We start from the raw sequence: 22,108 nt of genomic DNA, 5'->3' as shown, positions 1-22,108 counted from the left end.
ACAAAGCCCGATCGTGATCAAGCAGTCAGGCCCTGCTGCAATTCGTGGATCAGCAGGGCCGCCGCCGGCGACAGGTCGGCGCCGGCCCGGCTGATCACGCCATAAGGTTCGATCAAGGCCCGCAGCGACACCGGCAGTTTCACCAGCAGGTCGAACTGCTCGCAGAATTCGGCGACTTCCACCGGGATCACCGCCAACAGGGTCGGATCCTGCTGCACCAGCAGGATGGTGGCGAAGGTCGACGAGGTTTCCAGCGGATAACGCGGCACCTGCAGGCCCGCCTCGTTGAGTTCACGCTCCAGGGCCTGGCGCATCGGCATGTCCTTGGGGTAGACCACCCAGCGGTAATCGCTAAGCTGCGACAGCTGCAACGCCTGGGCAGCGGCCAGCGGGTGGTGCTTGCTGGCGACCACCGCCAAGGGTTCCTCGGTCAATTCGATGCAGTCGTAAGTGGCCGAGCGCTGGCCGACGCTGGCGCGGCAAATGGCCAGGTCCAGCCGTCCCTGATCCAGCAAGCCGAGCAAGGTGGCGCTGGTGTTTTCCACCAGTTCGACCGACAGCTGCGGCTGCTTGAGCCGCAGCTCGGTCAAGGCCCGGCTCAACAAGGGCACGGCGCCCATGATGACCCCCACCGACAGCCGCCCACCCTGGCCCTGCATGATGCTGAGCATTTCTTCGCGCAGGTGCGCAACGTCGCTGTAGATCAGCCGCGCATAACGAATCATGCACCGGCCCATTTCATTGGCCACCAGGCCTTTGGGCTGGCGTTCGAACAACGGCATGCCGATCATCGACTCGACTTCATGCAAGGCCTTGGTGGCGCCGGACTGGGAAATCGAAATGTGCTCGGCGGCCTTGTGCAAGGAGCCGCGATCATCCAGCGCGATCAGCAGGCGCAATTGTTTGAGGCGCAGGCGTGCCGCAATACTGCAAAGGGAAGGAACCTTATCCATATGTTCTCTCTTCAAAGGACAATCCAACGACAAAAACGGGCCAGGCGATGAAGTCATCCCCGGGCCCGTTGCGAGTTAAAGGTGGGTGTCAGCGAATCGCCACCGGGTTGATGTTGACCTGGGTCGAGCCCTTGTACAGCGGCTGCCCGAGGACGAACATGAACTCCCAGGCCTTGTCCCTGACCAGCGCGCGGCTGTCGATCAGCTCGAGGTTGTAGATGCCGTTCTTGGCCAGCATGAATTGATTGACCGGAAACTCCTGGCCGTCTTTGCCCGGGTAGATTTCCGAGGCCCAGGTATCGCCGCCGAACGCGACGATCTGTTTGTCCGCCAGCCACTTGGCCGCCGCCATGCCGATGCCCGGTTCCACGGCGAGGAATTTCTCGTTGTCCTTGCCCAGCAGCTCGAGCCACCCGGTGTTGAACAGCACCACGTCGCCTTTCTGGATAGTGATGCCTTGCAGGTCCAGGGCTTTCTGGATATCGGCGACGCTGAACTCGGTTTTCTCCGGCACGATCGCGCTGCCGTACACCGCCGTCATGTCCAGCACCACGCCACGGGTGACGATCGGCGGGACTTTCTCGATGCCGAGTTTCTGCACCCCTTCCACGGTCACGAAGTCCGCGGCGCGGTTGCCGTTGTAATAGACGTTGTCGATGCCGATGTGGCCGATGCCGTTGAGTTGGGTGCCGACACCGGTCCAGCCCACCACCAGTTCGTCGTTGAAGGTGAATTTGTTCGGCCCCATGGTGGTGCCGCCGGCTTCGCCGGGCTGGATGTTGGTCAGATGAAAACTGCGATGGCGGAAGGCCGGCAGGTTTTTATCGATGGGCACGGCCAAGGGGTAGGTTTTGCCGGTCTTGATCAGTTTCGCGGCGTTGAGCACCGACTCGGCGTTCAACAGATTCAGCGCGCCGATCTCATCCTGGGCGCCGTATTTCGACGGATACCATTTTTCGGTCTCCGCGGCGTAGGCGGCATTGAGGGTGAACAACAGGGTAAACGGCAGTACCAATCGGTTCAGCATGGGGAGGGCCTTGTCTGGTTGCAATGAACCCAAGGTACGCAGCCCTGCGGTGGGGAAACAGACAGGTACGGGCAATACAATTGTTCTGGATTGGCACGAGTGGCCCGTGTAGGAGCTGGCTTGCCAGCGAAAGCGGTGTGTCATTCAACACATCTGTCGTCTGACACACCGCTTTCGCTGGCAAGCCAGCTCCTACAGGGGATCGCGGTTATTGGTTGAAGTGATAGTTTGCGCGGCAAGGAACTACTGAGTGCCATCAGGCATCTTAAGGTATGTAGCACTTCCTTTACGCTTCATGCTTTCGGAGGACTCCGTCATGCGCCGTCTGTTTCTCATCTCTTCGCTAGTGCTTTGCTTGCCCGTCGGTTCGGCCCTGGCCGATGTGGATGCAGGCGATGTCGCCACCTCGGCGGGTCTTTCCGCGTCCCTGTATTCGACCTTCAAGGATGACAAAATGATGATTCCGGCCCGGGATGACGCTTCCAGCTTCGTGGCCAGTGGCGGCACGATTCGTGGGGTGTACCTGGAGTCGGTGTTGCAGCAGGTTCGTCAGAATAATCCTGGCCTGCAGGCAAGCGATGAAGACCTGGCCCGAGCCATCCTGGTGCAGGAAGGCATGCCTGCCGGTCAATAGCCTGCCAATCCACGAAAGCTGAAAAAGTAGCGGTGGGGCTGGTGAAACCTCAATAGCGTTTCCGGCCCTGCCTTCGCTTCACGCTACTTTTCGCTCACGGTGGACAGGCGCGCCCACCCGGCAACCTTCTGCGCACTGATGTTCACTCCGCCACACACCACGATCACCACGTCCCGGGCATCGGCAATCGCCGGATGGTCCAGGTAGCCGATCGCCAATGAAACCCCGCACGCCGGTTCGACCAACTGTCGCAGGTCGTTGGCATAACGCACCACGCCCATGATCGCCTCGTCATCGCTGAGCACCACGCATTGGTGAGCAAAATCGTGGATGTGCTGCAGCGGCCAGGCGGCGACCTGAGCCGCGCCGAGCGAAGTGGCGACGGTGTCGATACGCGGCAACCGGACCGGATGCCCGGCAGCCAGCGCCGCCGAGAAAGAAGCGGCGCCCTGGGTTTCGCAGGCGACGATCCGGCAGTCCATGCGGCCATGGCGGATCAAGCCGGTGAGGATCCCCGCCAGCAAGCCACCGCCCCCGACCGACGTCACCAGGGTATCGACCTGAGGACAGTCCTCGAGGATTTCGTCGATTATGCTGCTGTGCCCCTCCCACAACACCGGATGATCAAAGGCCGGCACGTATTCGGTGTGCGTGCCTTGTGCCAGCTCCATGGCCTTTTGATTGGCATCGTCCCAGACCTTGCCATGCACGATCACCTCGGCACCGGTCTTGCGGATTCTGGCGCGGGTGGCTTCCGGGGTGGTATGCGGCACCACGATGCAGGCTTTCAGGCCCAGGGTGGCGGCGGCCACGGCCGTGGCGAAACCGGCGTTGCCAGCGGAGGGGCAAACCACTTTGCGCTTGCCCTGCGCCTTTGCCTGGGTACACAACAGCCCCATGCCGCGCAACTTGAACGAGCCGCTGGGTTGCAGGTTTTCCAGCTTGAGCCAGATGCGCCGGGTCGGAGTCGACAGGCCTGGGTGCAGAATCAAGGGTGTTCTGATGTGAAGCATGGTGGCTCCCCTTTGGCACGCCACCGGCTCCTCGATCGTTTCAACGAGCCAAGGGTGAACGCTCATTACCCTAGCTTAGTTCACCCCGGCCCCCGGACTTGTCGTGTCAGCGATAACGCGGTGCCGCCGTGGAGTTGCCGAACAACCCGGCCAGCGTTTTGCGCTGGCTTTCATAGCGGTCCCACTGCTCGCCGTCGTGCAGGCCGGGAATGGTCACCACTTCGCCTTGGGCCAGGCCCGCCAGGGCGGCGTCGACCATGTCCTCGGCGGACATTACGATCTCCTGCGGCAGGTTTTCCACCGGGTTGCCGGCCTCGCTCCAGAAGTCCGTGGCCGTGGCGCCGGGCAATACGGCCTGGATGCGCACGCCTTTGTCGGCCAACTCGTGATGCATCGACTGGCTCAAGCCCAGGACGAAGGCCTTGGTACCGCCGTACACGCCATTGAGAATTTGCGGAGCGATGGCCACGATCGAGGCGATGTTGATCACGGTTCCGGTGCCGCGGGCGACGAAGCCGGGTACCACCGCGTAAGCCAGACGCATCAACGCCGTGACGTTGAGGGTAATCATGTCTTCCATGTCGTCCACCGGGCTGCCCAGCAATGGCATGACGGCGCCTACCCCGGCATTGTTGACCAGCAGGGTGATGCTCGCGTCGTGGCGCAGTATCTCTTCAACCCGCAGCAGGTCGGCTTTGTCTTTCAGATCGGCGATGACCACCTCCACCGTGCGGCCGGTCTGGTTGCTCAACTGATTGGCGAGGGCGTTCAATTTGCTCCGGCTGCGGGCGACCAGAATCAGGTCGTAACCCTGCCGGGCGAGACGCTCGGCGTAGACTGCGCCGATGCCCGATGATGCGCCAGTGACCAGTGCGGTGCCTTTGGATGAAAGGGCCATGTCGATTTTCCTTCACAGTGAGGCGATAGATTCGCCGGGTGTGATCCGTTATAAATGGACTGACGCGCGTCGCAAATGACGTTTAAAGTACGTTTTCAGGACATGACCTTTTGAGGAACTGGCGATGACTTGCGTGGCGTTTGTCGTTTTTGAAGGTTTCCAGTCCATGGCGCTGGCGGCCATGCCGGTGTTCGAATACGCCAACTTCAGCGCCGGCGAAGCGCTTTATGAGGTCAGCGTGTTGTCCGAGCACGGCGATGCGCTACGCGCCTCCGGTGGCCTGAGTGTCGGCACCGAGGCGTTCGACGAGCGGGTGTTCGATACGGTAATCGTGGTCGGCGGCGATGCCATCCTCCAGCAGGCGCCCGAGGGTGTACTGAATTACCTGCGCGCCAGCGTCAAGACCGCACGCCGCACGGCCTCGATCTGCTCCGGCGCCTTCGTCCTGGCCCAGGCCGGTTTGCTGGACGGTCGACGGGCCACCACGCATTGGGCGTACGCTCGGGAATTGAAAGCGCGGTTCCCGTCGATCAAGGTCGAAGAAGACCGCATCTACGTCATCGACGGTTCGATCTGGACGTCGGCCGGAATGACCGCCGGCATCGACCTGGCGCTGGCCATGGTGGAAAAGGATCACGGCGCCGAACTGGCCCGTTCCGTGGCACAGAAGCTGGTGATGTACCACCGCCGTGCAGGCGGCCAGTCGCAGCACTCGGCACTGCTGGACCTGGAGCCGAAATCCGACCGCATCCAGACCGTGCTGGGCTACGCCCGGGAACACCTCGCCGAGGCCTTGTCGGTGGAGCACCTGGCGGACGTGGCGCGCCTCAGTCCTCGGCAATTCAGCCGGGCCTTTCGCGCCGAGACCGGCCAGTCGCCGGCCAAGGCCATCGAGAACCTGCGCCTGGAAGCCGCCCGACAGTTGCTGGAACGCGGACGGCTGAATCTTGATCAGATTGCCGTCGAGACCGGCTTCAGCGACCGTCGGCGCATGCGCGAAGCGTTCCTTCGGGCGTTCGGCCAGCCGCCACAGGTGATTCGGCGCAATGCCCGGACTGGCGACGCTGCGTAGGCGCTGCTTGGGGTCTGCTTGGGATTTCCTACACTGTGTCGTATGTCCTTTGGGAGGTCCGTCATGAAAATCTCCGCCAGGCTGGCGTTGTTCGCCCTCGTCGCCACCCTCGCCTACCTCGGGCTCGCGGTGTGGGGGCTGGGCGGATTTGCGGCGTTTTTTTCCCATGCGCCGCTGGTGGTCGTGGTGCTGGCAACCCTGGTGATGGCGATCGCGTCACTGTTCACCGAGGCCAACCTGAGCTCCGGCGAACGGGAAGACCGGGCCAATCGCTGGGTACTTGCGGCCTTCGGGGTGATCGGCATATTGAGCGGTTTTTTGCCGGCCTACACCGACCGGATCGATTTCTGGACCTTCGGTGGCGAGGGTGTTCGCTGGCTCGGCGCCCTGCTGTTCATCATCGGCGGTGCGCTGCGGCTGTGGCCGGTGTTTGTGCTGGGCAAACGCTTCAGTGGGCTGGTAGCGATTCAACCGGGGCATAGCCTGGTCACCGATGGGATCTACCGCAACCTGCGCAACCCCAGTTACCTCGGGATGTTGATCACTGCCGTGGGCTGGGCGCTGGCGTTTCGTTCCGGTGTCGGCCTGTTGCTGACCGCACTGACAATGGTCCCGCTGATTGCGCGCATCCATGCTGAAGAAGCGCTGTTGAGGGCGCAGTTTGGTAGTGAATACGAGGCTTATTGCAGCCGTAGCTGGCGGTTGATTCCCGGGATTTACTGAAACACCACAACCCTTTGCAGGAGGTGGCTTGTCGGATCGCCGCACCGCAGCGAAGGCGGTTTGTCATTCAACACATCTGTCGTCTGATCCACCGCTTTCGCTGGCAAGCCAGCTCCTACAGTGTCCGGTGTGAATCCAATGCACTTTGCACACAGTCGAGCAGTTGCCCGAGCGCCCAGGGTTTCTTGATGAACGACACCGGGTGCCGCACGCCGGAGGTTTCGGGGGTTTCGAAGCCGGACATGATCATGATCGGCTTGTCCGGCCAGCGATCGCCGAACTGGTTGGCCAGGTCCGCGCCATTGAGTTTGCCTGGCATGGTGATGTCCGTCAGCAATAGACGGACTTCATTGGAATGTTCTTCCAGATAGGCTGATGCAGCATCCGCACTGGGCTGCGGTTGAACCAGAAACCCTTCCTCCTGAAGAATTTCACAGAGAAACTCCAGGATCAACGGGTCGTCCTCGACCACAAGAATCAACCCGTCAGGAAGCGACCCGTCCGCTGTCGATACTGGACTCATGACTGTGCCACTCCCTGATTGCCTGAATGATTTCGCGGTCTGAAATCCGCTGCCTACAGGTATGAGCAGCGGACTCCGAGGAAATTCATTTTTGATACAGGCAACGACAAAATCGAGGGCCCTGCAAGCGGCAGTCCGTGAGTAACAGTCTTCGAATTACTGTGCCATGGCGTCCTTCTTCATGGCGTCCTTGGACATTGCGTCTTTTTGCATAGCGTCCTTGGACATCGCGTCTTTCTTCATAGCGTCCTTACTCATGGAATCCTTGGACATCGCGTCTTTCTTCACTGAGTCCTTGGCCATGGCATCCTTTTTCATAGCGTCCTTGGACATCGAATCCTTGCCCATACCGTCGGTGTTCATGGCATCGGCGGCAAACACGCTGGCAGCGCCCATGGCCAGGCACATCGACAGTACTGCGGTGGTTAACACTTTCATGATGAAACTCCTTTGAATCACAGGTTGCGAATGAACGCAGCGTGAGCTGCGCAATAAAACTGCCGGGCGCCGTCAGCTGCCACCGAACCAGTTGTAGCCCTGGTCTTCCCAGTAGCCGCCGCTGTAGGTGTTGCTGACGAAGATCGCCTGAATGTGTTTGGGATTTTTGTAGCCCAGCTTGGTGGGCATACGCAGCTTCATCGGGAAGCCGTACTCGCGAGGCAGCACCGCGCCGTCATAGGTCAGCGCCAACAGGGTTTGCGCATGCAGCGCGGTGGCCATGTCGATGCTGGTGTAATAGTCGTCCGCGCATTTGAAGCCGACATATCTGGCATCGGTATCGGCACCGACCCGCTTCAGGAAATCGCTGAACCGCACGCCGCCCCAGCGCCCGATCGCGCTCCAGCCTTCGACGCAAATGTGCCGGGTGATCTGATCGGTCTGCGCCATGGCGCGCAGCTCTTCAAGGCGCCAACTGCGCTTGTCGGCGACCAGCCCGGTCACTTCCAGGCGGTAACCCTCTTCCTCCACCGTCGGTGCCTCATCGATGCCGTAGAAGGCATTGAAGGGAAACGGCCGGGTGATCATCGACTCAGGATAGGTGGGCGCCATTGCGTTGGGATTGAACAGCCAGCCCTGCACCCGATCGTTGAACCGCGACATGGAGGACAACGCAGTCTCGACGCTGTCGTTGTCGGTCAGGTTGCAGCCGGACAACATGGCCACGCCGCCGAGGGTCAGGCCGCGCATCAGGAAGGTGCGACGGGAACGATCCTCGATCTGCGGTGCAATTATTTTTCGGGCGTCGGTCAGGATGGACGACTCGTCCAGCCCCGAGCCTTCAATGCGCTTTTTCATACGGGCTCCTTGCGACCGACAATCATGGCCCACAACGTTTTGGGTACCAGTGCGACCATCAGCAGATGCACCGCGACGAATGCCACCAACAACGCCATCGCGATGAAATGCACATGGCGCGCGGCTTCGTAACCGCCCAGCAACTCACGCAGGAGCGGGAATTGCACGGACTTCCACAGCACCAGCCCCGAGATCACCAGCAACGCGATGTCGACCATCACGAACAGGTACGCCACCCGTTGCACCTGGTTGTAATGAGTCGGATCGGCATGCCCCAGTCGCCCGCGCAACGCGGCCCACAGGTCATGCAGGACACCTTGGGGCGAGACGGGGAAAAAGCGCCGTTTCAGACGACCACTGAAGAGGTTGATGACCAGGTAGACAAGACCGTTGATGGCGAGAAACCACATCGCCGCGAAGTGCCACTGCAGCGCGCCGCCGAGCCAGCCGCCCAGGGTGATCGAAGCGGGAAAACTGAAATCGTAAAGCGGCGACGCGTTATAGATGCGCCAACCGCTGGTGACCATGACCAGCACCGCCAGCGCATTGAGCCAATGGGTCAGGCGTAGCCAGCGAGGATGGGATGAAGCAGGTAGCGACGACATGATGCGTTCCCGGCGGTTGATCGTTGGAGCCGAGTATGGGGGCCGCCTAATCGCCAAATCCTCACGAAAAGTTAAATTAATCGTGATAACTCCCGGGGCATGCGTCGTCTGATTTCACCTGACATCGCCATCATCAGACTTGAACGCCGCGCTGCGACATGACAGCATTCGCATTTGCAACAACTTCCCATTTGCGAATTATCGTCGTTCGAGGTTTCGTCGTGTCGGGCCAGTCCGCTTCGTCCCTTTCCGAGCTTTACCGTGGGCATCACGGCTGGCTGTTCGGCTGGCTGCGCAAAAAGCTCGGCTGCCCCGACAACGCGGCTGACATGGCCCATGACACCTTCGTCAAACTGCTCGGCCTGGACGTCCTGCCGACGCTGCAAGAACCACGGGCCTATCTGCTGGTGGCGGCCAACCGACTGTTGATCAATCAATATCATCGCCGCCAGGTCGAGGCGGAAACCCTGCGCAGCATGGCCGTTCTGCTCGACCAACAGGCCCAGGGCCCGGAGCAGATCAACGCCGTCCACCAGTTGCTTGGCAAAGTCCTGCTGCTGTTGCTGGAAGAGTTGGAGGAGAAGCCGCGCAAGGCGTTTCTGATGGCGCGTGTCGATGGCTGTTCCTATGCCGAAATCGCCAGACACCTGCAGGTCTCTGAAAGCAGCGTCAAGCAGTACCTGGCCAAGTCGCTTGCGCACTGCCACGCCCGGTTGTTCGACGCCCTGCCCGAGGGCCTGGGCAGTGATTGATACCCACGGCCAGGATGAGATCCGCGAGCAGGCGGCACTGTGGCTGGTGCGTCTGGACGAAAAACCCTCCCCCGCAGAACTGGCCGAATTCAACGCCTGGCGTGAGGCGGATCGCCGCCATGCACAACTGTTCGAACAGCTCCAGCAGCTGTGGCAATCCCTGTCGCCGCCCGCGAAAACCCGGTCTCGTCGAACCGGGCTGATGGGTGCAGCCCTGGTATTGCCGGCGGCGATCGCCCTTGGCCAATGGCTGCCGGTGCAAGACTGGATGGCGCCCCCAACGGAGAAGGTCGCTTCGATCCCTGCCCGGCTGATCTTTCATGACCGGCCGCTGCCCGAAGTGCTGGCGGAAATTGAACGGCAGCGTCGGGGCATTATCTGGACATCGGATGCGCAGGTGCAGACCCTGCGTTTTACCGGCGTGCTGCCAGCGCAGGACAGCGACGCCGCACTGGCGTTGTTGCAGGCGGCCTTGCCTATTCGCTTCGAGACCTACAGCCCGTATCTGGTGCAGGTACGGCGGCGCTGAGATTGGTTGGCAAGCTGCGCAATCGCCTTGCGTAGGAGCCGGCTTACTGGCGAAGGGCGCGGCGCGGTGTGCCAGGTACAGCGCTTTCACTGCGGTGCGGCGATCCGACAAGCCAGCTCCTGCAGGGATTGAGGACATCCGGTTGATCTGCGGCAAAAAAAATCTCCAGACAACTGCCCGAATTCGTTTCAGCCCGGTCATTGGAGTTAAACAGTCGATTCCATGGGCAACAACAATGACCAACCAGACCTTTTCCCTCTTTCGCCTGAGCGCCCTGGCGCTCGCCTTGAGCTGCGTCGCGCCGGCCTTCGCCGACACCGCGACAGACACCAGGCACTTCGAACTGGCAAGCCAGCCACTGGCTACCGCGCTGACGGCGATCGCCACTGAAACCGGGGTGTCCATCGGGGTCGACGCGGCGCTGCTGCGGGGCAAGTCGGCACCGTCGCTAAAAGGTGACTACAGCACGGCACAGGCGCTGGATGCGGTGCTGCGCGACAGCGGCCTGCAATGGCGCTTCAGCGGGGAAAACAGCGTCACCCTGCAGCCGGCGCCGCTGGAATTGGGCAGCGGCCCGCTGTCGCTGTCCGACACCGTGGTGTCCGCCACGCGCAGCGAGGCCAGCATCGCCTCGATTCCCGGCACCGTGCAGCTGATCCAGGCCAGGGAGATCGCGCAACAGTCCGCCGCCGGGCGTAAGGTCGCCGACATTCTCGGCACGCTGGTGCCGGGGTTGTCGCCCTCCTCCGGCACCATGAGCAATTACGGCCAGACCATTCGCGGGCGTAACATGCTGGTGCTGATCGATGGCGTTTCGCAGAACGCCAGCCGCGATGTATCGCGCCAGCTCAACAGCATCGCGCCATCGAGTATCGAACGCATCGAAGTGATCTCCGGCGCCAGCAGCCTTTACGGTGCCGGCGCTTCCGGGGGGATCATCAACGTCATCACCAAACGCAACGAGGGGCAGCCCCTGGCCATGAGCAGCCGGGTGGGCCTGAGCAGCGCCGACAACCTCAACCGCAAAGGCTTTGCCTACGAAGTGTTCCAGAGCGTGACCGGGCGTGAGAACGCCTTCGACTGGTACTTGTCCGCCGACCTGTTGCAACGCAACGACCAGTTCGATGGCAACGGCAATCGCATTGCCCAGGAAGCTTTTCAGGGCAGCAACATGGACACCGAAAGCCATGACTTGCACGCCCGGTTCGGCTTCGACCTGGACGATGATCGACGCCTGAGCCTGTCCCTGCAGGACTACCGCGACAAGCAGGACACCGGTTACGTGGCCGGCGCTCGCAACGGCGAGTCGGTGGCGGTCAAAGGCCTGCAATTGAGCGACCAGCCGTTCACCCACAACCAGGCGGTGAACTTCAATTACAGCGATCGCGATCTGTTCGGCCAGCAACTGCTGGTGGAAAGCTATTGGCGCAAACAAGAGGCGCGCTTTTTCCCTTACAACTGGGGTGCCAATGCCGGGGTGGTTGCCTCCGAGAGCGACGCCGAGGTCTATGGCCTGCGCACCGCCGTGGAGAGCACCCTGCCCTCGATTGGCAGCGCCACCGGCACCCTGGTCTGGGGCGCCGACTTCGAAAACGAACGCATCAGCCAGCACGGCGACCGCTATGCCGTCGACGGGCTGGTCTACACGCCGACGGGCCAGCGCTATGCATTCGGCCCGGACATCGAAACCAACACCACCGCACTCTTCGCTCAATCGAGTTGGGACGTCGGCGACTGGACCCTGCGCGGTGGCGCGCGGCACGAGTGGATTCACAGCGACGTCGCCGACAGCATCGCCTTTGGCGGCATCTGGCAAGCGGGGGTGACCGAGGTGCTGCCGGGCGGCACGTTGAAGTACGAAGACACCCTCTACAACCTCGGCGCGGTCTACCACATCAGCAGCGCGCAGGACGTGTTCGTCAACTTCAGCCAGGGCTTTTCCCTGCCCGACGTCCAGCGCTTCCTGCGCGATGTGCGCGGTAGCTATGACATCCACGACCTCAACGCCCAGGCGATCAAGGTCGACAGTTACGAACTGGGCTGGCGTGGTGACTGGGAGGCGCTGCAGGCCAACGTCACCCTGTTCGAAAACCGTTCGGACGTGACTCAGTACTACGATTCCGTCACCCGCGCGCAACGCCTGATCGACCAGAAGGAACGCGTGCGCGGCATCGAGACCAGCCTGACCTATCACCTGGACCAGGCCTGGTCCCTGGGTGGAACCTACGCCTGGACCAAAGGCGAAACCCATCAGAACGGCGAGTGGCTGGACCTGCCGGCCACGCGCATTTCGCCGGCCAAGACCACGGCCTTTGTCGCCTTTGAGCAGGATGACTACAACCTGCGCCTGCAGGCCATGCGCCTGGAAAGTTACGACGCCGGGTTCCAGGATGGCAACGGTCGCAAAATCGAAGGCTATACCACGGTCGATTTGCTGGCTGGGGTCGAGCTGCCGGTGGGCAAGCTGGACATGGGCGTCTACAACCTGAGCGACCGCAACTACGAAACGCTCTATATGCAGGCCAATGCGGCGGCGCCTTATCCCCATGCCGAGGGGCGTCGATTGGCGGTCAGCTATTCAGTGGACTGGTAAACCCGTCCCCCGTTGGTTCGTTGGGGGGCATTTGTGTTTAAAATGCCGCCCCAACCTGTTGCCGACCCTGCCCGATGAACTCTGACGCGCTTTCCATCCTCCACGATCATTTGCTCAAAGCCCTCGCCGCCGCCCCGGAAGAAACCCGCCGGCTGTTCCACGGCCGTGGTCGTTGCTGGCCGGGGCTGGAGCAATTGACGGTGGACTGGTTGCAGGGCGTGGTGCTGGTGTCGCTGTTCAAGGAACCCGAAGCGGCGCAACTGGAGGCGTTGAAACAGCGGTTGCTGCAACTCACTCAATCACCTGAGTGGGCGGCATCCGGTGCGCATACCCTGGCGCTGCAACATCGCTACCTGCTGCAAAGCACCACCGAGTGGCTGCTCGGGGAGGCGATCGAGGACATGACCATCACCGAGGGCGGCCTGCATTATCGGGTCGACCTGGGGCGCAAACAGAACACCGGCCTGTTCCTCGACATGCGCTACGGGCGCGACTGGGTGCGGGCCAATGCCCAGGGCCAGCGCGTGCTGAATCTGTTCGCCTACACCTGCGGCTTCTCGGTGGCCGCCATCGAAGGCGGCGCGACCCATGTGGTCAACCTGGACATGTCCAGCCCGGCGCTGAGCCGTGGCCGTGACAATCACCGACTGAACGGACATGACCTGGGCAAGGTGACGTTTCTGGGCCACGACCTGTTCAAATCCTGGGGCAAGGTAATCGGCAAGGGCCCGTACGACCTGGTGATCATCGACCCGCCTTCCTTTCAGAAAGGCAGTTTTCTGCTGACCAAGGACTACCAGCGGGTGTTGCGTCGCCTGCCGGAGTTGCTCAGTCCCCAGGGTACGGTGCTGGCCTGCATGAACGATCCGGCGTTCGGCGCGGATTTCCTGATCGAGGGCGTCATGCGTGAAGCGCCGAGCCTGCGCTTCGAGCAACGGCTGGAGAACCCGCCGGAATTCCCGGATGCCGATGTTGAATGCGGGTTGAAGGCGTTGGTGTTCAAGATGGGCGATTGAGCCCCCGCTCCCTCAGTTAACCGGGTTATCCCAATCGCTCGCGTACACACTCATTGGCCTTGCGCGTCATCTTGTCCAGATGCCTATCCCGCTGCTTTTCCGCATCGAGCATCGCCCGCTTGCCGTGTTTCTGCAGCAGATAGGTATGAATCTGCCGCACCTCCAGCGAGCTGTAGATCGAGGCCACATCCAACAGACCCATCAACCCTTCACTGCCATGGTCGCGGGTGTTCATCAGCACCTGAGTCCCGCGCACGCCCACCACCTGAAAGCCCATCGACTCGAAACCAGGCACCTTGGCCACGGCGCAGGTCAGTTCGGCATGGGGGTAGCGGCCGACCATCTCCCGCAGCATCCGCCGGGCAATCCCCTGGCGCCGATGATTTGCATGCACCGCCATGTACGCCACGCCGCACGCCTCGGGATCATCCTTGACCGGCAGGTACAGCAAAAAGCCGACAACCTTGTCCGGGTCGTCATCGTCGGTCGCGACCAGCAACTCCACGGCAATCCCTTTCGCCCCGTTCAAGGCCTCCAGATAGAGATGAACCTCGTAGCCGATCGCGTACTGATAGAGGTTGTACAGCAGGTTGCTCGGCGGGATCGCGACCATGCTGATGTCAGTGAGGTAGTCGACGACCATTTGCAGGATCTGGCTGTTGACAGGCTCTGGACAGGGGGATTGGTAATGGGTGATCTGGGGCATTGTGGCTCTGACTCTGGGGCGGACGTGACGAGTGTGTTCGCGGGCGCGCACATCATAACGCGCTGACGTGACCGAAGGTGGTGTGTCAGTCAATACCACTGCTGGGTGTGCCGGCCCCTTAGTCAGTCGCAACACGACAAATCCGTAACTTTGTCCCCCAACTCCTACTAATGAGCCTACCTCATGACTCCATGCAGTTTATTGCCCTTAATGGACCGACGAAACCTTTCTAATATGCAAAGACCGCCACCGTAAGATTCATGAGCCAAACGCATAACTCTATAGCCGAAAAACGCAAAAACATTCCGCCAACACGCGGGTCACTCTCTGGATGAGGACTGGCAACGCCAACCACCTATAGGAATCGAACCAATGGATGACTGTGACCTGATGTCGATATCCCGGCGTAAATTTCTGATCGTGGGCGCAGTGACGGCGGCAACCGTGGCGCTGCCTCCATTCATTTCGGCGCGAGCTTCTGCCGCCAACGCGGCACGCCCGATCAAGGCCAAAGTGGCGTTCCAGGTTAACGGTCAGCCGCGAGCGCTGGATCTCGATACCCGCACCACGCTGCTCGACGCGCTGCGGGAAAACCTGCAACTCACCGGCACCAAAAAGGGTTGCGATCATGGCCAGTGCGGCGCCTGCACAGTGATTGTCGATGGCCGGCGTCTTAACGCCTGTCTGACCCTGGCGGTGATGCACGAAGGCTCGACGGTCACCACCATCGAAGGGCTGGGCACACCGGACAAACTGCACCCGATGCAGGCGGCATTCATCAAGCACGACGGTTACCAGTGCGGCTATTGCACGCCGGGGCAGATCTGTTCCGCGGTGGCGGTGCTGGGTGAAATCCGTGACGGCATCCCCAGTCATGCCAGTCCCAGCCTCACCGATCAGCCTCAACTGATCACCAGTGAAATCCAGGAACGCATGAGCGGCAACCTCTGCCGTTGCGGTGCGTACTCCAACATCATCGAGGCGATCACCGAAGTCGCGGAGGCCAACGTATGAGGCCCTTTACCTATTTACGCGCCAAGTCGCCGGCCGAGGCCGCGGCGCTGGCGGCGCAGGTCGATGGCTCACGGTTCATCGCCGGCGGCACCAATCTGCTGGACCTGATGAAGCTGGACATCGAGACGCCGACGCACCTGATCGACGTCAATGGCCTGGCCCTGGACCGGATAGAAGCCACGCCTGAAGGCGGTGTGAGAATCGGTGCCTTGGTCCGAAACACCGACCTGGCCGCTGACGCTCGCATCCGCAAGGACTACGGCCTGCTCTCCCGCGCCCTGCTCGCCGGCGCTTCCGGCCAGTTGCGCAACCGCGCGACCACGGCGGGCAACTTGCTGCAACGTACCCGCTGCCCTTACTTCTATGACACCAACCAGCCTTGCAACAAGCGCCAACCTGGCAGCGGCTGCGCGGCCATCGACGGCTTCAGTCGGTCGCTGGGCATCATCGGTGTAAGCGAGGCCTGTATTGCCACCCATCCCAGCGACATGGCCGTGGCGATGCGCGCCCTGGATGCCCAGGTCGAAACCGTCCGCCCCGACGGTACGACGCGCCGCATTCCCCTCGCCGAGTTGCATCGACTGCCCGGCAACACACCCAACATCGAAACCACCCTGGCCGCGCACGAATTGATTACCGCCGTCACACTGCCCGCTCCGCTCGGTGGCGTGCACATCTACCAAAAAGTCCGTGACCGCGCCTCTTACGCATTCGCCCTGATCTCTGTAGGCGCGGCTATTCAGAAAGACGGCTCCGGACATATCGCATTGGGCGGTGTCGCGCACAAACCCTGGCGCGTGGAAGCCGCCGAAGCGGTGATGGCCCAAGGCGCCAAGGCGGTGAGCGAACAGTTACTCGCCGGCGCCACCCCCACCGGTCAAAACGCATTCAAGCTGACCCTGGTCGAGCGCACGCTCGCTTCGGTGATGGCACAAGCGAGGGCTCTAGCATGAAATTCGATACGCCCGCCACCACCAACCCGATCGACCAGATGAAGGTCGTCGGCAAGGCCACGACCCGGATCGAAGGGCCATTGAAGACCACCGGTCTCGCACCTTATGCCTACGAACACCATACCGTCGTGCCGAACCAGGCCTATGGCGTGGTGGTCGGTTCGGCCATCGCCAAGGGCCGCATCGCCTCAATGGACCTGGAGCTGGCGCAGTCGGCGCCGGGCGTGATCGCCATTGTCACGGCGGCGAATGCCGGCAAGCTCGGCAAAGGCAAGTACAACACCGCGACCTTGCTCGGCGGACCGGACATCGAGCACTACCACCAGGCCGTGGCCCTGGTGGTGGCGGAAACCTTCGAGCAGGCACGGGCCGCCGCGGAATTGGTGAACGTCTCTTATGTCAGCGCTGAAGGCGCGTTCGATCTCGCCAGCTCACGTGGTTCGGGCGTGGAAGCCAAGGATCAGATGGCCGACACCGTGCACGGCGATTTTGCCGGTGCGTTCGCGGCCGCGCCGGTGCAACTGGACGCGACCTACACCACTCCTGATCAGGCCCACGTGATGATGGAACCCTTCGCGTCGATGGCGTCCTGGCAGGGCGACCAGCTAACGCTATGGACGTCGAATCAGATGATCGACTGGTCCGTCACCGATCTGGCGACCACCCTCGGCATGCCCAAGCAGAAGGTGCGACTGATCTCGCCCTATATCGGTGGCGGTTTTGGCGGCAAGTTGTTCATCCGTTCGGATGCAGTGCTCGCCGCCCTTGGCGCACGCCTAGCCGGCAGACCGGTGAAAGTCGCCCTGGCCCGGCCGTTGATGATCAACAACTCGACCCACCGTCCGGCTACCATCCAGCGCATCCGCATCGGTGCCAGCAGCGACGGCAAGATCACCGCCATGGCCCACGAAGGCTGGTCCGGGGATTTGCCCGGCGGCAAGGTCGAGCGCGCCGCGCAGCCGAGCAAACTGCTGTACGCCGGTGAGAACCGCCTGGTGACGATGCGCCTGACCACACTCGACCTGCCGGAAGGCAATGCCATGCGCGCCCCGGGTGAAACGCCCGGGATGATGGCCCTGGAAATCGCCATGGACGAGATGGCGGAGAAACTGAAAATCGACCCTGTCGAGTTCCGCATCCTCAATGACACCCAGGTCGATCCGACCAATCCGAAACGGCCATTTTCCAAACGGCAGTTGATCGAATGCCTGCGCACCGGGGCCGAGCGTTTCGGCTGGAATGAGCGCCATGCGCAACCCGGCACGCAACGGGACGGCCGCTGGTTGATCGGCATGGGCGTCGCGGTCGCCTTTCGCAACAACAACCTGGTGACGTCGGGCGCGCGGGTGCGGCTCAATGATCAGGGCATGGTCACCGTGGAAACCGACATGACCGATATCGGCACCGGTAGCTATACCATCATCGGCCAGACGGCGGCGGAAATGATGGGCGTGTCGCTGGACAAGGTGGTCGTGCGCCTGGGGGATTCGAGCTTTCCGGTATCGGCAGGCTCGGGCGGGCAATTCGGTGCCAACTGTTCGACGGCCGGCGTGTACGCGGCGTGCGTCAAACTTCGCGAAGCGGTTGCACAACGGCTTGGCGTGAACGCGGACGATGCGGTTTTCGCTGACGGTGAAGTGCGCTCCGCTGGCAAGAGCATCCCGTTGCGCAACGCCGCGCAGGCCGGAGAAATCGTCGCGGAGGATTCGATCGAGTTCGCCGAGCTGAGCAAGCAGTTCCAGCAGTCGACGTTCGGCGCGCACTTTGTCGAAGTCGCGGTCGACAGTGCAACCGGCGAAACCCGGGTGCGACGGATGCTCGCCGTATGCGCCGCCGGGCGCATCCTCAACCCGACCTCGGCGCGCAGCCAAGTGATCGGCGCGATGACCATGGGCGTCGGTGCGGCTTTGATGGAGGAATTGGCGGTGGACAAGCGCCGGGGCTTTTTTGTCAATCACGACCTGGCTGGCTACGAAGTGCCGGTGCATGCCGACATCCCGCATCAGGAAGTGATCTTCCTCGATGAAACCGACGCGGTGTCATCGCCGATGAAAGCCAAGGGCGTTGGCGAGCTGGGGTTATGCGGGGTCAGCGCGGCGATTGCGAATGCGGTGTATAACGCGACGGGCATCCGTGTCCGGGACTACCCGATCACACTGGACAAGATGCTGGACAAATTGCCGGAAATGATCTGATCGCCCACTGTCCTTGCGAGAACCACGCCCCCTGTGGACACCACGATGACTAACAGCGTGCAGGCTCCAACAGGCACCTTTCTACCCGTTACGCATTAGTAAAATAAGCCGCTAGAATTGGATAAGACCTATGAGAGAGGCTCATCAATGCTTCGGGAAAACGCCAATGACCTGCTCGCCTTCCTGGCAGTGGCGCGGGCAAGAAGCTTCACCAAGGCCGCGGCCAAGCTCGGTGTTTCCCAGTCGGCCCTGAGCCACACGATCCGGGCGCTGGAAGCGCGGCTGGGGTTGCGCCTGCTGACGCGAACCACCCGCAGCGTGTCGCCGACCGAAGCCGGGCAACACCTGCTGGAAACCGTTGGCCCGCACTTCGAAGAAATCGAGATCCAGCTGGCGGCCCTGAGCAATCTGCGCGACACGCCCGCCGGCAACATCCGCATCAACGCCATGGATCACGCGCTGGAATACATTCTGTGGCCGGTGCTGAAACCCTTCCTCGCGAAGTACCCGGACATCTCGGTCGAGGTCTGTTGCGACTACGGTTTCGTCGACATCGCCGCCCAGGGGTTCGACGCCGGGGTGCGCCTGGGGGAAGACGTGGCCCAGGGCATGATCGCCACCCGCATCGGGCCGGACATGCGCATGGCGGTGGTGGGTTCACCGGCCTATTTTGCCGAGCGTACCTTGCCACACACCCCGCGGGATCTGACCGATCACCAGTGCAACAATCTGCGTCTGCCCACCAATGGCGGCTTGTACGCCTGGGAGTTTAAAAAGGGCAAGGAAAGCCTGAAGGCCAGGGTGTCCGGGCAGGTGACGTTCAATGGTGTGTACCAGCTGCTCACGGCGGCGCTGGATGGTGTTGGCCTGAGCTATCTCCCCGAAGACCTGGTGGCGCCGCACACCGCGGCCGGGCGGCTGGTGCAGGTGCTCGGGGATTGGTGCGCGCCGTTTGCCGGGTTTCACCTGTACTACCCGAGCCGGCGTCAGGCGTCGCCGGCGTTTGGCTTGTTGCTGGAGGCGTTGCGGTATCGGGGCTGAGGTCGGTGGCCCGTTTACCAGTCGTAAGACATTTCAACCGACGCCACACGCTCCTGACCGTAGTAGCAACCGAACGAATAGTTGCAGTCCGACACATACTCGCGGTCAAAGATGTTCTGCACATTCAGGCGCGTCTGCAAACCCCGCAGGCTGGGGTCCAGTTTGCCCATGTCATAACGGATGGTGGTGTCGTAGACCACGTAGGATGGCACGTCGAAGGAGTTGGCCGAATCACCCGGTTTGCGCCCGGTATAGCGGGCACCGGCGCCGAAGGTCAGGCCATCGAGTGCGGCCTGGGTGAAGTGATAGTCCACCCACAGCGCGGCCGATACCGGTGCCTGGGCTTCGTTGCGATTGCCCTGATCGCCGTAGGTGCTCTTGGTGTAGAACGAGTCGATATAGCTCGCCGCGGCCAGGACGTCGAGGTTGTCGATACTGGATTTGACCTCCAGTTCCACACCGCGGGAACGCACTTCGCCGTTCTGCGCCTGGTACTGCGGATACTCGGTGTCACCGGTCAGCACGTTTTTCTGTTTGACCTGGTACACCGACGCGGTAATCAGCGTCTTCTCTAGCGGCTGGTACTTCACACCTACTTCGTATTGCTCGCCCTCGGTCGGTTCGAAAGCATTGCCGCCGCGCTCTGGGGCGGCGGTGCCCAGGGTGGGCAGGAAGGACTCGGAGTAGCTGATGTAGGGTGCCAGTCCGAACTCGGTGACATAGGTCAGGCCCACACGGCCGGTGAATTTATTGTCGCGCTGGGAACTGATGGTGCCGGGGAGGATGTCCTTGTTATCGATCTCGGCCCAGTCCTGGCGACCGCCAATGGTCAGGATCCACTGATCCAGTTTGATCTGGTCCTGCAGGTACACCCCCGTCTGACGCAGGGTGTTGTCCCACTTGGTGTCCAGCACCGGGGTTACGCTGCTGGTGTCGTAGTTGTTCTTGCCGTAGAGATCGACCGGCAACACGTTGTAGGCATTGAGGCCATCGTACTTGCGGTTGAAGTGGCGATAGTCCACGCCCATCAGCGTCGTGTGCTCCAGGGCGCCAGTGTTGAATCTGTATTCCAGGTTGTTATCGATGGTGTAGGCGATGTTGTGCTGGCGCCAGTCGAGTTTGACCCGGTGGGCCTGGGTGAAATCGGTCACGCCCGCATCATCGGTGACGAAGCTGCGCAGGTAGAAGCCCTTGTAACGGTCACGGACGTCGGTGTAACGCGCGCTGGAGCGGTACTTCAAGTCTTCGCTGAAACTGTGGCTGAAGTCGTAGCCGAAGATGTACTGATTACGCTTGTAATCGTTGTAGTTCGAATCGCCGGAGAAAAAGTCGCGGTTGATTCTCTCGCCGGTGGGGCCGCGATCGAGCGAACCGATGCGTGGCAGCGACTGATAATCCTCCTGGCCGTCATCTCGCTGGATCTGCGCCAGCAGCGTAAGGGAGGTGTCATCGTTGGGGATCCAGGTCAGGCTTGGCGCCAGCAACAGGCGTTCGCTGTGGGTGTGCGCGACCTGCTGATTGCCTTTGTTGGCGACGCCGATGATGCGATAGCTGAATTCCTTTTGATCGTCGAGCGGGCCACTGCTGTCGATGGCGCCGTTGACCCGGTTGTAGCTGCCCGTGCCCAGCTTGACCTGGCTGCGCTGTTCAGTGGTCGGACGCTTGGAGACCAGGTTGATCAGGCCGCCCGGCTGGTTCTGGCCATACAGGACCGAGGACGGTCCCTTGAGCACTTCGATGCGCTCCAGGGTGTAGGGGTCGATTTGCGGGGCGCCGCCCAGGCTGCCGGCGTAGGGGATATAGGCGCCATCGAAATACAGCGGGGTCGGTGCGAAGCCACGGCTGGTGATTTCGTCGGCAATCCCGTTGCGGTCGGTGAAGCCGCCGGTGTTCAGCCCGGGCGTGTAGCGCAGGGCCTGGGTCAGGTTGCGAGCGCCCTGGGCGGTGACCTGATCGGCAGTTACCACGTTGATGGCCTGGGGGATTTCCAGGATCGGCGTATCGGTCTTGGTGCCGGTGGCGCTACGGGTGGCGACGTAACCGTCCACCGGACCGTAGGCCGACTCGATGACCAGGCCCGAAATACTGGTCGCGCCCAGTTGCAGGGTGGCGCCATCGCCGATGATCGGCAGCAGCGAATAGCTGCCATTGGCCTGACGCACCGCCTGCAACTTGCTGCCGGCGAGCAGTTGGCGCAGACCGGCGTCGACGGTGTAGCGACCGCGCAATCCTGCCGATGTCTGGCCAGCGGCATGGGCCGGGTCGAAGGAAACCGTCATGGCGGCAGTCGAGGCGAACCGGGTCAGCGCCGTCGCCAGCGAACCGGCCGGAATATCGAATTGCACTTCGAGGTCTGTCTGCGCCCAGACCGGCTGCGCCACTACCGCCATCCCCAACGGGACCGCCAGTGCCATGCCGAACAGCGCGGCCTGCACGGCACGGTTCAAGGGCCTGGCCGAAGCTTTGATTGAATATTTGCGCAGAGTGGGATTGCGAGGGGTCATGCAGTTTCCTTTCGCCCGGTGGCAGTGAATGGCGGCGTCTATGTGCGCCTCTACCTACCAA

At 61.8% G+C, this 22,108-nt stretch carries 21 protein-coding genes; 11 read left to right on the top strand and 10 right to left on the bottom strand.

Going from position 1 to position 22,108, the window contains the following annotated elements; translation table 11 throughout:
* Positions 1 to 17: 17 nt before the first annotated feature.
* Entirely contained in the window at positions 18 to 953 is a 936-nt protein-coding gene (locus tag F8N96_RS01185; protein ID WP_150796215.1) for a LysR family transcriptional regulator, read from the bottom strand.
* Between the two features lie 88 nt (positions 954 to 1,041).
* Positions 1,042 to 1,980, bottom strand: a complete 939-nt coding sequence (locus tag F8N96_RS01180; protein ID WP_150796214.1) for a cyclase family protein — start codon at positions 1,978 to 1,980, stop codon at positions 1,042 to 1,044.
* Between the two features lie 316 nt (positions 1,981 to 2,296).
* Between F8N96_RS01180 and F8N96_RS01175 the strand changes: the two genes are divergently transcribed.
* Positions 2,297 to 2,614 (top strand): DUF2388 domain-containing protein, encoded by a 318-nt coding sequence (locus tag F8N96_RS01175; protein ID WP_150796213.1) that lies wholly within the window; start codon positions 2,297 to 2,299, stop codon positions 2,612 to 2,614.
* Positions 2,615 to 2,697: 83 nt separating this feature from the next.
* Here F8N96_RS01175 and F8N96_RS01170 read toward each other — a convergent pair whose 3' ends face one another.
* Together F8N96_RS01170 and F8N96_RS01165 are read right to left on the bottom strand one after the other, a co-directional pair.
* The gene (locus tag F8N96_RS01170; protein ID WP_150796212.1) at positions 2,698 to 3,627 is read right to left on the bottom strand and encodes a pyridoxal-phosphate dependent enzyme; all 930 of its coding nucleotides are present in this window, start codon (positions 3,625 to 3,627) and stop codon (positions 2,698 to 2,700) included.
* 106 nt (positions 3,628 to 3,733) lie between these two features.
* On the bottom strand, positions 3,734 to 4,525 hold the full coding sequence (locus tag F8N96_RS01165) for an SDR family NAD(P)-dependent oxidoreductase (RefSeq protein ID WP_150796211.1): 792 nt from the start codon (positions 4,523 to 4,525) through the stop codon (positions 3,734 to 3,736).
* A 124-nt stretch (positions 4,526 to 4,649) separates the two neighbouring features.
* On the opposite strand from F8N96_RS01165, the gene F8N96_RS01160 reads away from it, so the two are divergent.
* Positions 4,650 to 5,597: a GlxA family transcriptional regulator gene (locus F8N96_RS01160; protein ID WP_150796210.1), complete on the top strand. Its 948-nt coding sequence runs from the start codon at positions 4,650 to 4,652 to the stop codon at positions 5,595 to 5,597.
* 63 nt (positions 5,598 to 5,660) lie between these two features.
* Positions 5,661 to 6,320 (top strand): methyltransferase family protein, encoded by a 660-nt coding sequence (locus F8N96_RS01155; protein WP_150796209.1) that lies wholly within the window; start codon positions 5,661 to 5,663, stop codon positions 6,318 to 6,320.
* A 115-nt stretch (positions 6,321 to 6,435) separates the two neighbouring features.
* Here F8N96_RS01155 and F8N96_RS01150 read toward each other — a convergent pair whose 3' ends face one another.
* The 4 genes from F8N96_RS01150 to F8N96_RS01135 form a co-directional block, all read right to left on the bottom strand.
* Complete coding sequence (locus F8N96_RS01150; RefSeq protein WP_150796208.1) at positions 6,436 to 6,843, bottom strand: response regulator; 408 nt, start codon at positions 6,841 to 6,843, stop codon at positions 6,436 to 6,438.
* 156 nt (positions 6,844 to 6,999) lie between these two features.
* Complete coding sequence (locus F8N96_RS01145) at positions 7,000 to 7,281, bottom strand: pentapeptide MXKDX repeat protein (protein WP_150796207.1); 282 nt, start codon at positions 7,279 to 7,281, stop codon at positions 7,000 to 7,002.
* 72 nt (positions 7,282 to 7,353) lie between these two features.
* Complete coding sequence (locus tag F8N96_RS01140; protein WP_150796206.1) at positions 7,354 to 8,139, bottom strand: molybdopterin-dependent oxidoreductase; 786 nt, start codon at positions 8,137 to 8,139, stop codon at positions 7,354 to 7,356.
* Complete coding sequence (locus F8N96_RS01135) at positions 8,136 to 8,744, bottom strand: cytochrome b/b6 domain-containing protein (protein ID WP_150762642.1); 609 nt, start codon at positions 8,742 to 8,744, stop codon at positions 8,136 to 8,138. The genes F8N96_RS01140 and F8N96_RS01135 overlap by 4 nt, the downstream gene beginning before the upstream one ends.
* A 221-nt stretch (positions 8,745 to 8,965) precedes the next feature.
* Here F8N96_RS01135 and F8N96_RS01130 point away from each other — a divergent pair, with 221 nt between their 5' ends.
* From F8N96_RS01130 to F8N96_RS01115, 4 genes are all read left to right on the top strand, one after another.
* Entirely contained in the window at positions 8,966 to 9,496 is a 531-nt protein-coding gene (locus tag F8N96_RS01130; RefSeq protein ID WP_150796205.1) for a sigma-70 family RNA polymerase sigma factor, read from the top strand.
* A complete protein-coding gene (locus F8N96_RS01125) occupies positions 9,489 to 10,025 on the top strand; it encodes a FecR family protein (RefSeq protein WP_191630685.1) in 537 nt (178 codons plus the stop codon). The genes F8N96_RS01130 and F8N96_RS01125 overlap by 8 nt, the downstream gene beginning before the upstream one ends.
* A gap of 235 nt (positions 10,026 to 10,260) precedes the next feature.
* Complete coding sequence (locus tag F8N96_RS01120; protein WP_150796203.1) at positions 10,261 to 12,618, top strand: TonB-dependent receptor domain-containing protein; 2,358 nt, start codon at positions 10,261 to 10,263, stop codon at positions 12,616 to 12,618.
* A 74-nt stretch (positions 12,619 to 12,692) separates the two neighbouring features.
* The gene (locus F8N96_RS01115) at positions 12,693 to 13,634 is read left to right on the top strand and encodes a class I SAM-dependent methyltransferase (protein ID WP_150796202.1); all 942 of its coding nucleotides are present in this window, start codon (positions 12,693 to 12,695) and stop codon (positions 13,632 to 13,634) included.
* 25 nt (positions 13,635 to 13,659) lie between these two features.
* Here the strand turns inward: F8N96_RS01115 and F8N96_RS01110 are convergent, their stop codons facing one another.
* Positions 13,660 to 14,340 (bottom strand): GNAT family N-acetyltransferase, encoded by a 681-nt coding sequence (locus F8N96_RS01110; RefSeq protein ID WP_150796201.1) that lies wholly within the window; start codon positions 14,338 to 14,340, stop codon positions 13,660 to 13,662.
* A gap of 390 nt (positions 14,341 to 14,730) precedes the next feature.
* On the opposite strand from F8N96_RS01110, the gene paoA reads away from it, so the two are divergent.
* The 4 genes from paoA to F8N96_RS01090 all read left to right on the top strand — a co-directional run bounded on the left by paoA (position 14,731) and on the right by F8N96_RS01090 (position 19,543).
* A complete protein-coding gene (gene paoA / locus F8N96_RS01105) occupies positions 14,731 to 15,354 on the top strand; it encodes an aldehyde dehydrogenase iron-sulfur subunit PaoA (protein ID WP_150796851.1) in 624 nt (207 codons plus the stop codon).
* Entirely contained in the window at positions 15,351 to 16,307 is a 957-nt protein-coding gene (locus F8N96_RS01100; RefSeq protein ID WP_150796200.1) for an FAD binding domain-containing protein, read from the top strand. The genes paoA and F8N96_RS01100 overlap by 4 nt, the downstream gene beginning before the upstream one ends.
* Positions 16,304 to 18,502 (top strand): aldehyde oxidoreductase molybdenum-binding subunit PaoC, encoded by a 2,199-nt coding sequence (gene paoC / locus F8N96_RS01095; RefSeq protein ID WP_150796199.1) that lies wholly within the window; start codon positions 16,304 to 16,306, stop codon positions 18,500 to 18,502. The genes F8N96_RS01100 and paoC overlap by 4 nt, the downstream gene beginning before the upstream one ends.
* Positions 18,503 to 18,649: 147 nt before the next feature.
* Positions 18,650 to 19,543: a LysR family transcriptional regulator gene (locus tag F8N96_RS01090; RefSeq protein ID WP_150796198.1), complete on the top strand. Its 894-nt coding sequence runs from the start codon at positions 18,650 to 18,652 to the stop codon at positions 19,541 to 19,543.
* Between the two features lie 14 nt (positions 19,544 to 19,557).
* Here F8N96_RS01090 and F8N96_RS01085 read toward each other — a convergent pair whose 3' ends face one another.
* The gene (locus tag F8N96_RS01085) at positions 19,558 to 22,047 is read right to left on the bottom strand and encodes a TonB-dependent siderophore receptor (RefSeq protein ID WP_150796197.1); all 2,490 of its coding nucleotides are present in this window, start codon (positions 22,045 to 22,047) and stop codon (positions 19,558 to 19,560) included.
* Positions 22,048 to 22,108 lie beyond the last annotated feature (61 nt).

Origin of the sequence: Pseudomonas fluorescens, assembly GCF_902497855.1 — a bacterium.
GTDB classification, from domain to species: domain Bacteria; phylum Pseudomonadota; class Gammaproteobacteria; order Pseudomonadales; family Pseudomonadaceae; genus Aquipseudomonas; species Aquipseudomonas fluorescens_BI.
Note: the sequence above shows the minus strand (reverse complement) of the source record. Positions and strands in the feature narration are given on the sequence as shown.

Coding starts and splice junctions, on each gene's coding strand:
- F8N96_RS01185 (WP_150796215.1), bottom strand. CDS start 953: ATGGATAAGGTTCCTTCCCTTTGCAGTATTGCGGCACGCCTGCGCCTC.
- F8N96_RS01180 (WP_150796214.1), bottom strand. CDS start 1,980: ATGCTGAACCGATTGGTACTGCCGTTTACCCTGTTGTTCACCCTCAAT.
- F8N96_RS01175 (WP_150796213.1), top strand. CDS start 2,297: ATGCGCCGTCTGTTTCTCATCTCTTCGCTAGTGCTTTGCTTGCCCGTC.
- F8N96_RS01170 (WP_150796212.1), bottom strand. CDS start 3,627: ATGCTTCACATCAGAACACCCTTGATTCTGCACCCAGGCCTGTCGACT.
- F8N96_RS01165 (WP_150796211.1), bottom strand. CDS start 4,525: ATGGCCCTTTCATCCAAAGGCACCGCACTGGTCACTGGCGCATCATCG.
- F8N96_RS01160 (WP_150796210.1), top strand. CDS start 4,650: ATGACTTGCGTGGCGTTTGTCGTTTTTGAAGGTTTCCAGTCCATGGCG.
- F8N96_RS01155 (WP_150796209.1), top strand. CDS start 5,661: ATGAAAATCTCCGCCAGGCTGGCGTTGTTCGCCCTCGTCGCCACCCTC.
- F8N96_RS01150 (WP_150796208.1), bottom strand. CDS start 6,843: ATGAGTCCAGTATCGACAGCGGACGGGTCGCTTCCTGACGGGTTGATT.
- F8N96_RS01145 (WP_150796207.1), bottom strand. CDS start 7,281: ATGAAAGTGTTAACCACCGCAGTACTGTCGATGTGCCTGGCCATGGGC.
- F8N96_RS01140 (WP_150796206.1), bottom strand. CDS start 8,139: ATGAAAAAGCGCATTGAAGGCTCGGGGCTGGACGAGTCGTCCATCCTG.
- F8N96_RS01135 (WP_150762642.1), bottom strand. CDS start 8,744: ATGTCGTCGCTACCTGCTTCATCCCATCCTCGCTGGCTACGCCTGACC.
- F8N96_RS01120 (WP_150796203.1), top strand. CDS start 10,261: ATGACCAACCAGACCTTTTCCCTCTTTCGCCTGAGCGCCCTGGCGCTC.
- F8N96_RS01115 (WP_150796202.1), top strand. CDS start 12,693: ATGAACTCTGACGCGCTTTCCATCCTCCACGATCATTTGCTCAAAGCC.
- F8N96_RS01110 (WP_150796201.1), bottom strand. CDS start 14,340: ATGCCCCAGATCACCCATTACCAATCCCCCTGTCCAGAGCCTGTCAAC.
- paoA (WP_150796851.1), top strand. CDS start 14,731: ATGTCGATATCCCGGCGTAAATTTCTGATCGTGGGCGCAGTGACGGCG.
- F8N96_RS01100 (WP_150796200.1), top strand. CDS start 15,351: ATGAGGCCCTTTACCTATTTACGCGCCAAGTCGCCGGCCGAGGCCGCG.
- paoC (WP_150796199.1), top strand. CDS start 16,304: ATGAAATTCGATACGCCCGCCACCACCAACCCGATCGACCAGATGAAG.
- F8N96_RS01090 (WP_150796198.1), top strand. CDS start 18,650: ATGCTTCGGGAAAACGCCAATGACCTGCTCGCCTTCCTGGCAGTGGCG.
- F8N96_RS01085 (WP_150796197.1), bottom strand. CDS start 22,047: ATGACCCCTCGCAATCCCACTCTGCGCAAATATTCAATCAAAGCTTCG.